Origin of the sequence: Pseudomonas sp. DL (assembly GCF_047199225.1) — a bacterium.
GTDB lineage: Bacteria > Pseudomonadota > Gammaproteobacteria > Pseudomonadales > Pseudomonadaceae > Pseudomonas > Pseudomonas aeruginosa.
Window position 1 is genome coordinate 1,744,606 of record NZ_CP178323.1, and the last position, 14,566, is coordinate 1,759,171.

At 68.6% G+C, this 14,566-nt stretch carries 7 protein-coding genes; 1 reads left to right on the plus strand and 6 read right to left on the minus strand.

Features of this window, described 5'->3' with window-relative positions; genetic code table 11:
* From ACI766_RS08190 to ACI766_RS08200, 3 genes are read right to left on the minus strand one after another with little or no spacing between them, the layout of a single operon-like run.
* On the minus strand, window positions 1-1,329 hold the full coding sequence (locus tag ACI766_RS08190; RefSeq protein WP_003122420.1) for a condensation domain-containing protein: 1,329 nt from the start codon (window positions 1,327-1,329) through the stop codon (window positions 1-3).
* Window positions 1,326-2,492 (minus strand): FAD-dependent oxidoreductase, encoded by a 1,167-nt coding sequence (locus tag ACI766_RS08195; RefSeq protein ID WP_003091709.1) that lies wholly within the window; start codon window positions 2,490-2,492, stop codon window positions 1,326-1,328. Before ACI766_RS08195 ends, ACI766_RS08190 begins: the two co-directional genes overlap by 4 nt.
* Window positions 2,489-9,547: a non-ribosomal peptide synthetase gene (locus ACI766_RS08200; protein ID WP_319061011.1), complete on the minus strand. Its 7,059-nt coding sequence runs from the start codon at window positions 9,545-9,547 to the stop codon at window positions 2,489-2,491. The genes ACI766_RS08195 and ACI766_RS08200 overlap by 4 nt, the downstream gene beginning before the upstream one ends.
* Window positions 9,548-10,028: 481 nt before the next feature.
* On the opposite strand from ACI766_RS08200, the gene ACI766_RS08205 reads away from it, so the two are divergent.
* A complete protein-coding gene (locus ACI766_RS08205) occupies window positions 10,029-10,634 on the plus strand; it encodes an ATP-dependent Clp protease proteolytic subunit (protein ID WP_003091706.1) in 606 nt (201 codons plus the stop codon).
* Between the two features lie 342 nt (window positions 10,635-10,976).
* On the opposite strand, the gene ACI766_RS08210 is transcribed toward ACI766_RS08205, so the two are convergent.
* From ACI766_RS08210 to ACI766_RS08220, 3 genes are read right to left on the minus strand one after another with little or no spacing between them, the layout of a single operon-like run.
* The gene (locus tag ACI766_RS08210) at window positions 10,977-11,864 is read right to left on the minus strand and encodes a metal-dependent hydrolase (RefSeq protein ID WP_003113144.1); all 888 of its coding nucleotides are present in this window, start codon (window positions 11,862-11,864) and stop codon (window positions 10,977-10,979) included.
* A gap of 9 nt (window positions 11,865-11,873) precedes the next feature.
* Entirely contained in the window at window positions 11,874-13,652 is a 1,779-nt protein-coding gene (locus tag ACI766_RS08215; protein ID WP_023086017.1) for an SDR family oxidoreductase, read from the minus strand.
* Window positions 13,649-14,524: a M24 family metallopeptidase gene (locus ACI766_RS08220; RefSeq protein WP_003091703.1), complete on the minus strand. Its 876-nt coding sequence runs from the start codon at window positions 14,522-14,524 to the stop codon at window positions 13,649-13,651. The genes ACI766_RS08215 and ACI766_RS08220 overlap by 4 nt, the downstream gene beginning before the upstream one ends.
* Window positions 14,525-14,566: the final 42 nt, after the last annotated feature.

Here is a 14,566-nt window from a genome sequence, read left to right on the forward strand (position 1 = left end):
TCATTGCTCCTCGAGGGCGGATCGTTGGGGGGCGTGGATCGCCGACAGCAGGGTGCCCAGGCAATCTTCGGCCAGGCGTTCGGCGCGTTCGCCGGGGACCGCTTCGTCGATATAGGTGAAGTTCCAGAACAGCCGGCCATGGCTGGAGTTGATGGCGGCCACGAAGTAGCCGTTCACCGAGATGCCGGTGAGGAACTGCGCGTCGGAGAGGCGCAAGGCGCCGATCCGCTCGGGGAACGGATAGCGACCGATGTTGGAGGAGCACAGGTTGATCGGCCCTTCGGCTTCCATGAAGGCCATGAATGGCCGCGCGTCGGCCATGCAGCGCGGCGCAGCGCTGGCGACCAGGGTGACCAGGTTGAAATGATGGCCCTGGCGACGGCGTTCGCCGAGGTCGTCGGTGAGCGCGCGGGCGACCTCCCAGAACGGCCGGGCGATGTCCAGCACCACCGGTACCGTGGCGACGTAGGTGCCTACTTCGTCGGGGCGCACCGGCGGCTCCAGTTCGTCGCGGAAGTCGATCGGCGAGCCGATGGCGATGTGGCTAGGGCGGCGCTGGTGGTCGTGGCCGGCGGCGATGGCCAGCGCCGCGGTCAGCGCGCCGTGTACCGTGGTGCCGTGTTCGCGGGCGCGTCGTTGCAGCTGTTCCAGCTGCGCGCCGTCCAGCTCCCGGTGGAGCAGGCGGGTACGCCGCGCTTCCAGCGGCACCGGGTTGCTCGGCTCGATCCGGCCCGGGCGGTGGCGACCGACCAGCGCTTCGTCCTGGGCGGTCTGCTCGGCCAGGCGCGCCGCGCCTTCGTCGCCGGTGAAGCGGCGCGGACGCAGATCCTCCGCCGGCGGCAGGGCGCTGGCGGTCCAGGGTTGCGCGGCGGGGTCGGCGGCCAGGGTCAGCCATTGTTCGGCGAGGGTCAGCACGGTAGTGCCGTCGGCGATGATGTGCGGTACCACGACCAGCAGGTCGTGGGCGCCGGCGTCGGTGGCGATCGCCACGGTACGGATCAGTGGCCCGCTGTCCGGATCGATGCGTTCCGGCAATTCGCGCTCGTTGATTTCCCGCAGCCATTGCTCCTCGCCGCCGCCGCGCACCTCGCGCAGCGGGATGGGCTGCTCGCAGGGCACCCAGCGCGGATCGAGCCCGGCATCGTGCTCGATCCGCGCGCGCAGCAGCGGATGCCGCGCCTGCAGCGCGTCGAGGCCGCGGCGCAGGTCGTCGATGGACAACCGGCCATGGACCCGCACCCGGGAAATCACGTTCAGCGCGGAGAACTGGTCGCTGAGCCAGTACCAGCGTTCCACCGCGGACAGCGGGCGTCGTATCTCGGCCATCATTCGACTCCTGGGAAGGTCAGTGCCAGTTCGTTCTGCCGGGCGAAGGTTCGCTCCGGAGCGAAGCGGAAGTAGAGATCGCGGGCGACGGTGCGCAGCGGATGCTCCAACTGCTCGATGCGGCTCAGCGCCCGCGAGGTCTCGACCATCGCCCTGGCGCGGTCGCGACGGCGGTTCTCGTAGGCGCGCAGGGCGGCTTGCGGGTCGTCGATGGTGGCCAGGCAGTGGGCCAGCACCGCGGCGTCTTCGATGGCGATGGCGGCGCCCTGGCCGAGGCTGGTCAGCATCGGATGCGCGGCATCGCCGAGCAGGGTCACCGGGCCGTCGCCCCAGCGCTCCAGGAACGGTCGGTCCTGGGCCGGCAGGCTGCTGATGTCGGCCTCCGGGGTCGCCTCGATGACCGCCTGCACTTCGTCGGCCCAGCCGGCGTAGAGGCGCTGGATGCCCGCCTTGCCGCCGCGCCAGTCCTTCGCCTGTTCGGCCGGCATGTTGCGGGTGCCCCACCAATAGACGTTGCCTTCGCCGATGTCGGCGAGACCGAAGCGCTGCCCACGGCCCCAGTAATGGGCGACGTAGCCCGGCGTCACCTTCGGATGGCGGAACGCCGGCGTGGCGCGCCAGATCACGTAGTGCCAGTCGGTGGGACGCTCCGGGCCGGTCATGGTGGCGCGGATCGCCGAGTTGAAGCCGTCGGCGCCGATCAGCACGTCGGCGTGCACTTCGCGGCCGTCGCTGCAGAGCACGGTGACGCCTTCGCCGTCGGCGTGGCGCAGGTAGCCGGTGGCGCTCACGCCCAGTTCGATGCGGCAGTCGCGGGCCTGTTCCAGCAGCGCCTGCTGCAGGCTCGCGCGGTGGATCGCCAGGCTCGGCTGGCCGAGCTGACGGGCCAGGCCGCCGAAGTCGATGGCGCGGATCGGTCGCCCGCGCCGGGTGAGGAACCGCAGCGAGTCGAAGGCCTGGGCGCGGGTAAGGTCAGGGCGCACGCCGACCCTCTCCAGGGCGGTCAGCGCGTTGGGCATCAGCGACAGCGCCGAGCCGACCGCGCGCAGCTCCCTGGCCCGCTCGTAGAGTTCGACCTCGAAGCCGGCGGCCTTCAGGCAGGCGGCCGCGGCGAGCCCGCCGATGCCGGCGCCGGCGATGACGATCTTCAGGGGGTGTCTGCTCATGGGCGGGTCCGTTCGCTGGAGGTGGAGGGTTCGAGCAACGCGGCGATTTCTGCCGCGACCGTCTCGACATAGGGTTCTTTCATCAGCACCAGGTGGTCGCCGGGGACGTCGATCACATCGAGGCGGCCACTGGTCCAGTGCTGCCAGCCGTTCTTCGGGTCGCCGTAGTGGGTGCCGGCGGCGTCGTGCATCGGCTTCAGCGCCAGCGGCAGCGGGCCGTCCGCGCGCAGCAGGGTCATGTCCTGGTCGCTGACTTCCGGGCGATAGCCGATGAGTGCCTGCCAGCTCGCCCGGAACAGCTCGTAGAGACGCTGCACGGTGGCGCGCGGGGTGCCGGCGGGAAGTACGCCGGCCTCGATGGCGCGTTCGACGATGTGGTCGAGCTTCTGCTCCAGGCTCGCGCCTTCAGGCAGCGGCTCGACCTCCTCGTCGCTGCGCTCGAACCAGACCAGTTCCCAGTAGAAGAACAGCAGCAGGGCTTCGTCGCTGGCGCTGCCGGCGTGGTTGCGGTCGACGGTGATGGAGTCGAGCACGATCAGTTGGGCGACCGCCTGCGGGTCGAGCGCGCGCAGTTGCCGGGCCATCTCGTAGGCGACGAAGCCGCCGAACGACCAGCCGCCGAGGTAATAGGGGCCTTCCGGCTGCACCCGGCGGATCGCCGCGAGGTAACTGGCGGCGATGTCCTCGAGGACCGCCAGCGGCGTACTGCCCTGGCCGGTGCCGGCCGCCTGCAGGGCATATACCGGCTGGTCCGGCGGCAGTGCGCGGACCAGCGGCAGGTAGCAGAGCACGTGGCCGCCGAGCGGGTGGACGAGGAACAGTGGCGGGCGGCTGCCGCCGGCACGGATCGGTACCAGCGGGTCGAAGGCGCGCACCGCCGAGCGTTCCCGCAGGCGTTCGGCCAGGCCCTCCACGGTCGGCGTCTCGATCAGCGCGGCCATCGGCAAGTCGACGCCATAGCGCTTCTCGATCAGCAGCATGAAGCGCATCGCGCTGAGCGAGGTGCCGCCGAGGTCGAAGAAGCTGTCGCGGATGCCTACCCGGGGACGATCCAGCAACTCGCCGAGGAGTCCGGCCAGGGTGCGCTCGTAGTCGTCGCGCGGGGCCAGGTACTCGATGTTCGTCCCGTGCTCCAGCGGCAGTGCGCGCAGGGCGGCGTCGTCGCGCTTGCCGCTGGGGGTGAGGGCGAAGCCGTCGACCCAGGCGAAGTGTGCCGGCACCATGTGTTCCGGCAGTTCGCTGCGCAGTGCCTGCTTCAGTTCGGCGAGATCCACCGCCTCGGGCTCGCCGAGCAGGAAGGCAGCGAGGAATGCATCGTTGCCCTGGCGCTCGCGAGCGACCACCGCCGCGCCGCGCAGGCCCGGCTGGCGCTCGGCCTGGCGCATGATCGCCAGCTCGACCTCGGCCGGCTCGATGCGGAAGCCGCGGACCTTGACCTGGGTATCGGCGCGGCCGAGCCAGACGATCTCGCTGTTGCCGAGGATGCGCCCGAGGTCGCCGGTGCGGTAGAGCCTGGCGCCGGGGCGCCAGGGATGTTCGACGAAGCGCTCGGCGGTGAGTTCGGGGGCGCGGTGGTAGCCGCGCGCGAGGCAGTCGCCGCCGAAGTACAGCTCGCCGGTAACGCCGACCGGTACCGGGCGCAGCGCGGCGTCGAGCACCTGCACCTCGACCCCGTCCAGCGGCCGGCCGATCGGCGGCAGGTCCGGGTAGTGCGCCGGATCGCCGCTCAGCGAGTGGTAGGTGACCTGGTGCGTCTCGGTGGGACCGTACTGGTTCTCCAGCAGCAGCCCGGGCATCGCCGCGCAGAACGCGCGGACGTCTTCGGTGATGCGCAACTGCTCGCCGGAGGACACCACCACGCGCAGGGCGCCGGGGCGCACGCCCAGCGCGTTGGAGGCCTCGGCGAGGCGTTGCAGGGCGACGAAGGGCAACAGCACGCGCTGGACCTGGCGGCGTTCGAGGACATGCAGCAGCGCGGAGGGGTCCATCCGCTCGCGGTTGGAGATGAGTTGCAGCTCGCCGCCGCCGCACAGCGTGGAGAAGATCTCCTGGAAGGCCATGTCGAAGCTCAGCGGCGCGAACTGCAGGGTGCGCAGCCCCGGTACGCCGCTGGCGACGCGCAATTGCCACTGGGTGTAGTTGGCCCACATCCGATGGCTAAGCTCGACGCCCTTCGGCCGCCCGGTGGAACCGGAGGTGAACAGCAGCATGGCCAGCTCGTCGAGCTGCGGCGCGGCGAAGGTCTCGGGCTCGATGTCGGCGACCAGTTCCTCTACCGGCAGCACCCGTTCCGCCGCGGCGACATGGGCGTGCTCGGGGTGCGCGACCACCCGGAACGGCTGTGCGGTCTCCAGGATCAGCGCCAGGCGCTGCGCGGGATAGCTGACGTCCAGCGGCACGCAGACCAGGCCGGCGCGCAGGATGCCCCAGATCGTCGCGATCATCTCCGGCGAACGGTTCAGCGCCACTCCGATCGCATCGCCGCGGCGCGCGCCGGCGCGGACCAGGCGGGTGGCCACGCAGCGCGCCACATGGTCGAGGTCGCGATAGGTCCAGCGTTGCTCCTCGAAGGCCAGCGCGGCGCTGCCCGGCAGCGCCTCGACCTGGCGTTCGAACAGGCTGACGACGTCGACCAGCGGCTCGGGCTGGGAAGCGGCGTCGCGGCGAGGGGCGAGGAAGGCGAAGTCGGCGGCTTCGTCGGGATGCTCGGCGAGGCGCCACAGGAGCTCGACGAAGGTCGCGCCGATCAGCGCGGCCTGGCTGCGGCTGATGCCGCGGCCGTCGCTGTCGATGCGCAGGTACATGCCGTCGCTGGGCGTGGCGATCACGTTGACCAGCAGGGCGAAGTTGGTTTCTTCCCAGACGTGGAAGTCGCGCAGTTGCCACAGCGGTTCGAGGACATGCAGGTTGACGTAGTTGAAGGCGCTGCTCAGTTCGTCGCCGACGATCTGCTGGATGGCGCTGAGCGGATAGCGGCGATGGGCGTGTCCGTCGCGCTCCTGGCGGAACAGCGCATCGGCTACCTCGATCCAGCTATGCCCGGCAATCTCCGAGCGGACCGGCACGGTATTCAGGAACAGGCCGACCATGCGGTCGGCGTCGGGCAGTTCGGGGCGGCCGTTGCTGATCGCGCCGGTGACCACGCTGTCGCTGCGGGAGAACAGATGCAGGGTCAGGCAATGGGCGGCGAGCAGCAGCGATTTCAACGGCAGTCCGCGTTGCGCCGCAGTGGCCTTGAGTCGTTCGAGCAGCCCGTCCGGCAGCGTTTCGCGATGGCTGGCCGGACCTTGCGCGGCTTGCGGCTCGTGGGCGCCGAAGCCGTCGAGGCGGGTCATCCTCGCGCCCTCCAGCAGCCCGGTCCAGTACCCCACGGCGGCCGGCGAAGCCAGCGCGGCCAGCTCCTCGCGGACATGGCAGGCCAGCGCCGGCGCGGGGCCCGGCAGCGGCTCGCCACGGTAGGCGGCGACCAGCGCGACGATCAGGTTGGCCACGCTCCAGCCGTCGAGGATCGCATGGTGGAAGCTGAACACCAGGTCCAGGCCGTCCTCGCGGACGAACGCGGCGAACAGGAACAGCCCGGGCTGTTGCAGCGAATAGCGATGGAAGCGGCGTTGGCGGATGTGCTCGTCGAGCACCGTCCCGGCCTCCGGGTTACCGCGCAGGTCCAGGATCAGCGGTTCGCTGCGCGCCTGGGCATGCACCAGTTGCAGCGGTTCGGATGCACCGCTGAGGTCGAACGACGAACGCAGCGCGGGATAGGCGGCGACCACCCGGTCCAGCGCGTGGCGGAACGCGGCTTCGTCCCAGGCCAGGTCGAAGCGGTAGTGGAACACGTCGTGGTAGACCGACGAGTCGGGGCGCTGGCGGCTATGGAAGAGCAGGCCGAGACTCAGCCGGCTGGTCGGGAAGGCGTCCTCCAGCCCTTCCAGGCGCGGCTTGTCGACTTCGGAAACCAGTTCGAAGGGCTGGTAGCTTCGCTCCGCGAGCGGACGCACCAGGCGCTCGGCGAGGCCCGCCACCGTCGGGTTGCGCATCAGGTCGGCGAGTTCGAAGCCCAGGCCGCGCCGCTGTGCGGCGGCGCGGATGCGCAGCATCAGGATCGAGTCGCCGCCGAGGGCGTAGAAGTCGTCGTGCACGCCGACCTCCGCCACGCCGAGGACATCGGCCCACACCGCCGCCAGTTCGGCCTCGGTCGCCGTGCGCGGCGCAACCGCCGCCACCTGTTCCGGCGGTGCCGGCAGTTGCCGGCGGTCGAGCTTGCCGTTGGCGCTGAGCGGGAGGCTGTCGATGCGCACGAAGAAGGCTGGCAGCATGAAGTCCGGCAGCGTCGCCGAAAGTCCGGCGCGCAATTGACCGGGGTCGAGTTCCGCCGCAGCCACGTAGTAGCCGACCAGGTGCGTGCCGCGTACCGCCGAATCGCGTGCCACGACCGCGGCGTCGCGTACGCCGGGAAGCGCGGCGAGGCGGTCGCGTACTTCGTCGGGTTCGACCCGGTTGCCGCGGATCTTCACCTGGTCGTCGGCGCGGCCGAGGTATTCGAGGTTGCCGTCGGCCAGCCAGCGGGCCAGGTCGCCGGTACGGTAGAGACGGCCGCCGGCGACGAAGGGGTCGACGAGGAAGCGCTCGGCGTTCAGCTCCGGCCGGTTCAGGTAGCCGCGGGCGACGCCGACGCCTCCTATATATAGCTCGCCGACGGCACCGAGGGGCTGCGGCCTGAGCGCGCGGTCGAGGACGTACAGGCGCAGGTTGTCGATCGGCCGGCCGATCGGGACCCGCGTGGGGTTGTCGCTGGCGCATTCATGGTCGGACACGTCGACGGTGGCCTCGGTCGGTCCGTACAGGTTGACCAGTCGCACGGCGTCGCCGAACAGCCGGCGGAAGCGCGTGACCTGCAACGGCGCGAGGGCTTCGCCGCTGCAGAACACCAGGCGCAGCGAGCTTGCCGCCGCGCGGGCGGTCGGGTCGCCGTTGAGCAGGTCGAGGAACGGCGTCAGCATCGACGGTACGAAGTGGATGACCGTGACCGCGTCGCGCTGGATGCTCCGCAGCATTTCTCGCGGGTCCTTCTCGGCGCCGGGCGGCAACAGCGACAGGCGGGCGCCGGTGAAGCTCCACCAGAACAGCTCCCAGACGGATACGTCGAACGTCACCGGAGTCTTTTGCAGAAGCACGTCGCGTTCGCCGATCGGATAACGACGCTGCATCCAGTTCAGGCGGTTGACCACCGAGCGGTGCTCGACCATGACGCCCTTGGGCATGCCGGTCGAACCGGAGGTATAGATGACATAGGCCAGGTCGCCGGGCGCCACGTTGGCCGCCGGCAGGTCGCCGGTGCTCTGCGGCAGGCGTTCGAGGTGCAGCACGCGCGTCTCGCCGAGGCTCTCGCCGAGTGTCGCTGCGCGCTCGTCCACCAGCACCACGCGGGCACCGCAGTCTTCCAACAGCAGGCGGACGCGCTCCAGGGGATGGTCGGGATTGATCGGCACATAGGCGCCGCCGGCGCGCTGCACGCCGAGGATCGCCGGCAGCAGGTGGGGACCGCGGGCGACCAGTAGCGCTACCCGCTCGTCGGTCCTCACACCCGCTGCGCGCAGGGCGTCGGCCACGGCCTGGACCTTGGCGTCCAGCTCGGCATAGCTGAGCGTGCCGCCGTCGGCTTCCAGCAGCGCGGTGCGTTGCGGGGTGCGCGCCACCTGCTCGGCGAACAGTGTGGGCAGGGTAGCCTGCTCGGGGAATGCCTGGTCGGTGGCGTTGCGGGTGTGGATCAGTTCCTCGCGCTCGGCGGCCGACAGCGGATCGAGTTCGCCGAGGCGGCGCTCGCCGCCCTCCACCAGGGCGCGCAGGAAGGTTTCGATATGCCGCGCCGCGGCGTCCATGGGGAAGTCGGCGTCGAACACATCGCAGGCGTATTCGAAATCCACCTGCGCGTCGCTGTGCCCGTCGAACTCGGAGACCCAGATGGCCAGCGCGTCCGGGTCATGGGCGTGGGTTTGCGCCACGGTCTCGACGCTGGCGTTCGGGATCGCCTGGGCGGCGGGCCAGCGCATGTAGGAAAGGGTGGTGTCGAACAGTGGCGAGGCGCCGCGCAACAGGTCGCCGAGGGGCATCTTCTGGTGGCGCAGCAGCGTCCGGGTCGCCTCGCGCAACTGCGCCAGGAATTCGTCGACGGTCTGTTCCGGCGCGGTGCGGATGCGTAGCGGCAGGGTATTGGCGAAGTGCCCGACCACTTGCTTGGCCGCGCGGTCGGCGCGGTTCAGCACCGGTACGCCGAGGACCACGTCGTCGTTCTGGTGGATCCGCGCCAGGTACAGCGCCACGGCGGCGGAGAGGAACAGGAAGGGCGATTCGCCACGATCGCGGATCGCATCGAGCAGTGTGCGTTCCAGCGTCAGCCTGTGGCGCGCGGTGCGGCGCAGCCCGGCCGGGCGCCTGCGGGTGAAGAGGGCCGGCTCCAGGCCCTCCAGGGCCTCGGCGAAATAGGCGCGGTCGCCGCGGTACTGTTCCGAACCGGAGTAGTTGTCGGTCTCGAGCTGCGCCAGGAGGGAAGCCGTCGGCATCTGCGCCTGTGGCTCGCCTAGCTCGCCCAGGTAGCCGGCGCGCACCCGGCTGAGGAATAGCTGCAGGCCCCAGGCGTCGCTGACGATATGGTGGGTGCGCACGTAGACGTAGAGCGCCTGGTCGCTATGCAGCAGGGCCAGGTCCACCAGGCTGCGGCCGTCCAGCGGGTAGGCGTGGCGGAAGGCGTCGCGCAGCCAGGATCGCACGGCGGCCTCGGGGTCGCGGTCGGCGCGCAGGTCGACGTGGCGCGCCTCGAACTCGGCATCCGCGTCCAGCCACTGGTACGGCGTACCGTCCGTCTCGCCGAGGCGCAGGCGGAACGCCTCGGTGTCTCGCGCCGCCTGCAGCAGCGCCCGTTCCAGGGCCTGGGTATCGACCTCGCCAGTGAAGCGGTCGTAGCTGAAGATGGTGTACTGGTCGAGTTCCGGAAACTGCGCGGCGGCGACCCAGATGTCCCGTTGGTAGGGCGATAGCGGCAAGCGAGCGAAACGAACCATCCCTGCGTCCTCTTCAACAATCCATCGATTCGGCGAACACGGGCACCGCACGCCTCGCCGGACAGGTTCCACCCGTCGACGTTTCAGCGCGCCGTAGCCAGCGTGGTTGGCAGGGAAGCGGCGGCACCCGAAGCAAGAGCGGGGTGTACTATTACTTTTGGCAGGCTCGAAGAAATAGCTGTTAATTCTTGCAGGGTAATCGCGTTGTTAACTGTTAATTCTGGTAGGTATTTACGAGGCAACTTACAAATCTGTTAGGTTCCGGGAAACGTGCGTCGCGGCCCTGCATGGCTATGCTTCACGAGATTACCTTCGCCGGTCTTTTCGAAGTTGAAGCAAGCCTTTCGAAAGTGTCTGGCTGATGCATAATGGGCCGCTCGGAAGAGGCGCGTTAACGGATATATATCCGCGCCCTGGCGAACAACGAACGCATGCCCTGAAAGGTTTGCCGGATGGATTACCAACAGTTCCAGGAGGTTGCATGAAAACCGATGACAAGGACCGCGAAGGCGGCGACTCCCACGGCGCCATCGGCGCCAAGCTGATGGAGTACGCGCTCAAGGTCAGGAAGGTGTTCGTCACCGGCGGGGTCGACGAGAAGATGGCCAAGGACGTCGTCCAGCAGCTGCACATCCTCGCCTCGATCAGCGACGATCCGATCTACATGTTCGTCAATTCCCCGGGTGGCCACGTCGAGTCCGGCGACATGATCTTCGACGCGATCCGCTTCATCACACCGAAGGTCATCATGATCGGTTCCGGCAGCGTTGCCAGCGCCGGCGCGCTGATCTATGCCGCGGCGGACAAGGAAAACCGCTATTCGCTGCCCAATACCCGCTTCCTCCTGCACCAGCCGTCGGGTGGCATCCAGGGGCCGGCGAGCAACATCGAGATCTACCGCCGCGAGATCGTGCGGATGAAGGAACGCCTCGACCGGATCTTCGCCGAAGCCACCGGGCAGACGCCGGAAAAGATCAGTGCCGATACCGAGCGCGACTTCTGGCTGAACGCGGAGGAGGCCGTGCAGTACGGCCTGGTCAACAAGATCATCGTTTCGGAACGGGAGATCACGCTGCCTGGCCAGTGAGTTTCCGCAGGCCGGATAAATACGAAGGCGGGCGCGAAGAGCGTATTTCCCGATTCTCTTCTCGCTCGCTTTTCTTTCTTTAATTTCCGATCGATAGGGTAACTTTTCTTACTTTTATTTTGCTTGCTTTCAAAATGCCATCAGCAAGAATGGCAGGCTTTTGCAAAGTCTCACGTCGCGCGCCCGTTATTTTCAATCATTCTATCGAGCGACATTTTTCAGGCTTACGGAAATTACCTTCCGTCTGCCGGCCTTGTTTGACTCGCCCTGACGTAACAATGGACAAGCGCCGGGAAAGTTCCAGCTTCCGCGGCGCTTGCCGGTATTTCCAGTGAATTGTTTTCAGGCGTTCGCCGCGCGCCGGGCCGCCGGCGAGTTGGCCAGGTATTCCAGGGCTTCCTGGGTATTCGCCTCGTGCTCGGGGTGGTACCAGGGATTGAAGTAACGGGCGACGTCGCGGAAGGTGCGCGCGAGGTTCGGCAGCAGGCCCTGCTTGCCGAGCCGCCACCAGGTTCGTAGGAATCCCTGGCGCTTGGCGCCGCGCAGGCTCGGGTCCTGGTCGAGGAGGGTGCGGGTGCCGTCGGCGAGCAGGTAGACCAGTATCGCGATGACCAACAGCATGGTCAGTTGCCGGGTGACGAAGCTGCCGCCCAGATGCACGTGCAGGTCGTGGGCGACGCTGCGGTGCTCGACTTCCTCGGCGCCGTGCCAGCGCAGCAGGTCGAGCATCACCGGGTCGCTGCCGCGGCGATCCAGCTCCCGGGCCTCCAGCACCCACTTGCCTAGCACGCAGGTGAAATGCTCCACCGCGGCGATGATCGCGCAGCGCTGGCGCAGCCACCAGCCGTCGAGGGCGCGGGTCAGGCGGTTCTGCCCCAGCGGGTAGTCGCAGAGCAGGCGTTCGAAAAGGAAATCCATCTTGTCGGTGAACGGCTTGGAGTCGATGTCGAACCTGCTCAGGTAGCGCTGGATCGCGCCGTCGTGGGCCCGCGAATGCATCGCTTCCTGGCGGATGAAACCCTGCACGTCGTCGCGCAGGCGGGCGTCGCTAACCAGCGGCAGGGCCTTGTTGTAGAGGCGGCAGAACCACAGTTCGCCGGAAGGCAGGAGCATGTGCAGGACGTTCATCACCTGGGACGCTTCCGCTTCGCCGGGAACCCAGTGCAGGGGGGTATCGCTGAAGTCGAAGCGGACCTTGCGCTGGACCAGCTTGTGGTGGAATTCGCTCATGGCAGGCTCTCAGGAAGTCAGGTCGAAGCGCGCGAGAAACCGCGTGGCCCAGGGCGCGAAGCGCCATTGCAGGGCGCCGAGGTGCACCTCGCTGCCCACCGAGACCACCGCCTTGTTGCGCTCCACGGCGCGCACCAGCTTTTCCCCGACGGTGTCCGGGCTGAGCCGGCGTCGCTTGTAGAAGCGCTGGATCTTCGACTGACGCCGCGCCTGGCGTTCGGCGTCCATGCCGACGAAGCGGGTGGCCTGGACAATGCCGGTATCGACGAAGCCCGGGCACACCGCGGTGACTCCGATCGAACGTCCGGCCAGTTCCGCCCGCAGGCATTCGCTGAGCATCAGTACCGCGGCCTTGCTGGTGGCGTAGGCGGGGTAGTTGCGCGACGGCGCGAAGGCCACGCCGGAGGCGACATTGACCAGGTGCCCCGGCTTGTTCGCCGCGATCATCTGCCGGCCGAACAGGCGGCAGCCGTCGATCACGCTCCACAGGTTGACCCGCAGCAGGCGCTCCCATTCCGCGGGCGAGGTGTCGAGCATCGGTCCGGCCATGCCGATGCCGGCATTGCTGACCACCACATCCGGGACTCCGAGGGTGTCGCGGACCCACTCGGCGAAGCGCTCCATGGCCTGGGTATCGCCGACGTCGACCTGGTAGGCATGGGCCGTGGCGCCAAGGGCGCGGGCCAGTTCGGCGCTGCGTTCGGCGGCTTCCAGGTCGAGATCGGCGGCTAGCAGGCTGGCGCCGCGCTCGGCGAAGCTGAGCAGGGTCGAACGGCCGATGCCGCCGCCGGCGCCGGTGACCACCACCAGCTTGCCGCTCATCGAGCGCGCGTCGGGGCGGACCTGGGCGCGTTGCAGGGCCGGCGGCGACTCGCCGGTTTCCTGGGCGTCGATGAACTCGCCGAGCCAGCCGGCCAGTTGCTCCGGCTCGGCCAGCAGTTGCCAATGGCCGACGCTCGCCTCGCGCCGCCACAGGCGTGGCGCCCACAGGCTGAGGTGCTGGAACAGCTGGGCGCCGACGTAACGGTCGCGGGTCGGTACGATCAGTTGCACCGGCACTTCGGTGTGGCGCTTGCGCGGACGGAACAGGCTGCGGATGAAGTTGCCGCGGTACAGCTTGACCCCGTGCCGGCCGTCGCTGGCCTGGGTCGGGTTGACCTGCGGATGGCGGACGCCTTCGGCGTGCTTCAGGAACTGCGGCCAGAGCCGGGCCAGGCCGGCGCTCCAGAGCAGCTCGGGTACGACGGGGGTATGGAAGAAGGCGATGTACCAGGAGTGGAGCAACTGGCCGAATACCGCTTTCAGGGCCTTCGGACTGCGCTGCCTGAGGTTTTCGCGCATCCAGAAACCGACATGGTCCAGGCAGGGCCCGGAGATCGAGGTATAGGACGCGATCAGCGGTCGGCACTGCGGATCGGTGACGCTTTCCCAGGTCTGGATCGAGCCCCAGTCATGGGCCAGCAGGTGTACCGGGCGGTCCGGGCTGGTGGCGCGGATCACCGCCTGCAGGTCTTCGCTGAGCCGCTGCAGGTGGTAGTCGCGGCTCCAGCGTGGCTTGTCCGAAGCGCCGGCGCCACGCACGTCGTAGGCGACGATGCGGTAGCGCCCGGCCAGTTGGCGGATCAGCGGCAGCCAGGTCTCGTGGTTGTCCGGGTAGCCATGCACCATCAGCAGCGTCGGCTTGCCGTTGTCCGGCGCGCCCCAGCAATGAACCGCCAGGCGCACGTCGCCGGATTGCACGAACAGGCGTTCCGGCTGCAGGTCGGGGAGGGCGAGGAGCGCGTTCATGCGGCCTCCCGTGCTTGCGGCAGCAGGCCGCGCGCCTGCCAGCGGCGGACGTGCGGCAGGTCGTCGTCGAGCCAGTAGGCGTCGTCTTCGGTGACCACCAGCAGTTCTTCGAACTTGGCGCCCACCCCGCGTAGCCCCAGGTGCGGTTCCACCGCCCAGAGACCGGGCGTCGGCGGGTGCTCGGAGCGCTTGCCGCTGGACCACAGCGGCGACCAGCCTTCGCGCTTGCCGGTGACCAGCGCGTTGCGCGTCAGGGTGTACAGGTTGCGCACGCCGAAGCGCGCCACCGAGGGACCGCGGCGGTTGCCGAGCTTTTCCACGCGATGGGCGAGCACTTCGAAGGGATAGGCCTTGTGCCGTGGCAGGGTGCCCTGGATCACGCAGAGCCGGTCGACCGCCTGGCTGACTTCGGCCAGGGGGCGCCGTTCGCGGACCAGGTCAAGGATGGTGCGTCGGTGTATCAGCAGGTCGTCCATCAGCCGCTCCTGCAACAGGTTGTGGCCTAGTGCGCCGGAGTAGCCGACATCGGCGGTATAGGCGCCGAGGGTCGGCGCGCAGTCGAGGATGAACGGCATGCCTTCCTCCAGGCGCTGCTTGCCGGGGTAGAAGGCCAGGTTGAAGCCACCGAGATGACGCAGGCCGTCGAAGCCCTTGAACGAGGTGCGGCTGCCGAACCAGGCGAAGGGCTGGTGGAACCAGTCGTCGACGCCATGATCCTGCAGCCAGGTCTTCATCAGCGCCGCGGCTTCCCTCTCGCTGATGCCGGCGCGCAGTTCGCCGTGGATGGTTTCGCAGCAGGTATAGGCCAGTCGCTGGACCTGGCGGAAGTGATCGAGATCGTCGGGAGTGGGTACCCAGGCGCCTTGGGACATGGCTCTCTCCAGGCTGGCTTGTCGTTATTGTGACATTGATTG